General features: G+C 54.8%; 2 protein-coding genes. Both read left to right on the top strand.

Annotation, left to right across the window (positions count from 1 at the left end; translation table 11 throughout):
* A partial coding sequence (istA, locus tag JUK32_RS05165; RefSeq protein ID WP_204137784.1) for an IS21 family transposase occupies positions 1 to 1,214 on the top strand: 1,214 nt, incomplete at its 5' end.
* A gap of 22 nt (positions 1,215 to 1,236) precedes the next feature.
* Positions 1,237 to 2,007, top strand: a complete 771-nt coding sequence (istB, locus tag JUK32_RS05160; RefSeq protein ID WP_204137783.1) for an IS21-like element helper ATPase IstB — start codon at positions 1,237 to 1,239, stop codon at positions 2,005 to 2,007.
* The last annotated feature ends 144 nt before the right edge of the window (positions 2,008 to 2,151 follow it).

The following is a 2,151-nucleotide window of genomic DNA, read 5'->3' as shown; positions in this document are numbered from 1 at the left end:
AGCGTTGGAACCTGAGCTACGGGCACTTTTGTCGTCGCTATCGCCAGTGGTCACAGCAGCAAAATCTCTCGATGCGTCAGCTGCATCCGGCGGGTGAGAAGTTGTTTGTCGATTACTGTGGCCAGACGATGAGCGTCTACGACCCGGTGAGCGGCGAATCTCAGACGGCGCAAATCTTTGTGGCCTGCTTGGGGGCGAGTAACTACACCTTTGCCGAAGCGACGCCGACGCAAACCTTAGCGCACTGGATTGGCTCCCATGAGCGGGCGTTAGCGTTCTTCGGGGGCGTGCCCAAAGCCATTGTTCCGGACAACCTGAAATCCGGCGTGACAGATCCGTGTCGCTATGAACCCGGCGTTAACCAGAGCTATCAAGCCTTTGCGGAGCACTATCAAGTGGCGATTCTGCCCGCTCGCGCGAGGAAACCTCGGGATAAGGCCAAAGTGGAAAAAGCGGTCCAGGAGGTTGAGCGCCAGATTCTCGCTCCGTTGCGTCATCAACGCTTCACCAGTTTCAGTGAGCTGAATGAGGCGATTCGAGCCCGCTTAGAGCAGCTCAATCATCGGCTGATGAAAAGCTATGGCTGTTCCCGTCATGACCTGTTTGAACAAGTTGATCAACCCGCGTTGCAGCCCTTGCCCGCTCGCCCCTTTGTGTTTGCGCGTTGGAAACAGGCCAAGGTGAACTTGGATTATCACCTGGAAGTCGATAAACACTACTACTCCGTGCCCTACTGGTTTGTACGCCGTGAGGTGAGCGTCAAAATCAGCGAAAGCTTGGTGGAAGTCTTTTATGACTATCACCGCATCGCCATTCATCCGCGCTCAAGTGCCCCCTATCGTCATACAACGTTGCCTGAGCATATGCCGCCGGAGCACTGGGCCTACAAACGCCAGTCCAAAGAGACCTTTCTGGCCTGGGCGCAGCAGATCGGTCCGCAAACGCACCGTCAGGTCACCGCTATCTTGGCGGCTAAAGCTCATGAAGAACAAGCCTTTCGGACCCTCAAAGGCTTGCAATCCTTAGCCACTCGCTATAGCCCACAGCGGTTAGAGGCGGCCTGTCGGCACGCCAACACCTTTGAGCTGGTCGGCTATCGACGGCTCAAAGCGATTCTCAAGGCTCAACTAGACCGTCCACCGCAATTCGTAGAGGTGCCCCAATCCCCCTCAGTGCCGCACGACAACGTCCGCGGCGCTGACTACTACCACTGATTTACTATCGGAGTTTTTTGAGATGCAACAGACCTTAGAACAGTTGAAAACCCTCCGCCTCATTGGCTTGCTGGAAGCCTGGCAAGAGCAGCAGGGACAATCCACTTACCATGACCTGACCTTTGATGAACGCTTTGCCCTACTCGTTGAACGGGAGTACCTCAGGCGACAGCACCAACGATTGCAACGACGACTCAAGCAGGCGCAGCTCTCGACGCCAGCGACTCTGGAGGCAGTCGATTTCCATGTGCCCCGTGGCTTGAGGAAAACTCAGTTCCTGGAATGGGCGCAGGGCCAATGGTTGGGGCAACACCTCAACCTCATCTTCATGGGGCCGACGGGGGTGGGCAAGACCTTTTTGGCTTGTGTGTTGGCCGACCATCTTTGCAAGCAAGGCTATACCGTACGCTATTTCAAAACGGCCGAACTCCTCTCAGAATTGAAGTTTGCCAAGGTTGACGGCTCGTTCCCCAAACTGCGCAAACAACTGGCGGCCTTTGACCTCATCATTCTCGATGAGTGGCTCCGGGATGCCCTCTCGCCCAATGATGCCCGGGAAATCCTCGACTTCCTTGATGACCGCTATCGTCGCTCTTCTTGTCTATTGGCCACCCAGTTTCCCGTCAATCAATGGCATCCCCAAATTCAGGACCCGACGTTAGCCGATGCCATTCTCGACCGCTTAGTCCATGACTCTTTACGGTTGTCCCTCAAAGGCGAGTCCATGCGCAAACTCACCAGTCCCCTCAAGGGGCAGACTGATCTCATAGCGGAGGAAAACGCCATGACTTAGAAATACCGATCGCCATTATCGTCACCCACTTGTTAATTGACGACATAATGAAATTGACCTGCCCAACAATTAGTGAACTTCACTCAGGTTTTTAGGGGGTGCCGAAGTTGATGCAACTCGGTGCCGAAGTTAGGTGAATACGCA

Origin of the sequence: Halomicronema sp. CCY15110, from assembly GCF_016888165.1 — a bacterium.
Lineage (GTDB): Bacteria > Cyanobacteriota > Cyanobacteriia > Phormidesmidales > Phormidesmidaceae > Halomicronema.
This window is presented reverse-complemented; position numbering and strand designations above follow the sequence as displayed.

What these genes read in the sequence shown, in the direction of transcription:
- istB (WP_204137783.1), top strand. Translation starts at nt 1,237, where the DNA reads ATGCAACAGACCTTAGAACAGTTGAAAACCCTCCGCCTCATTGGCTTG.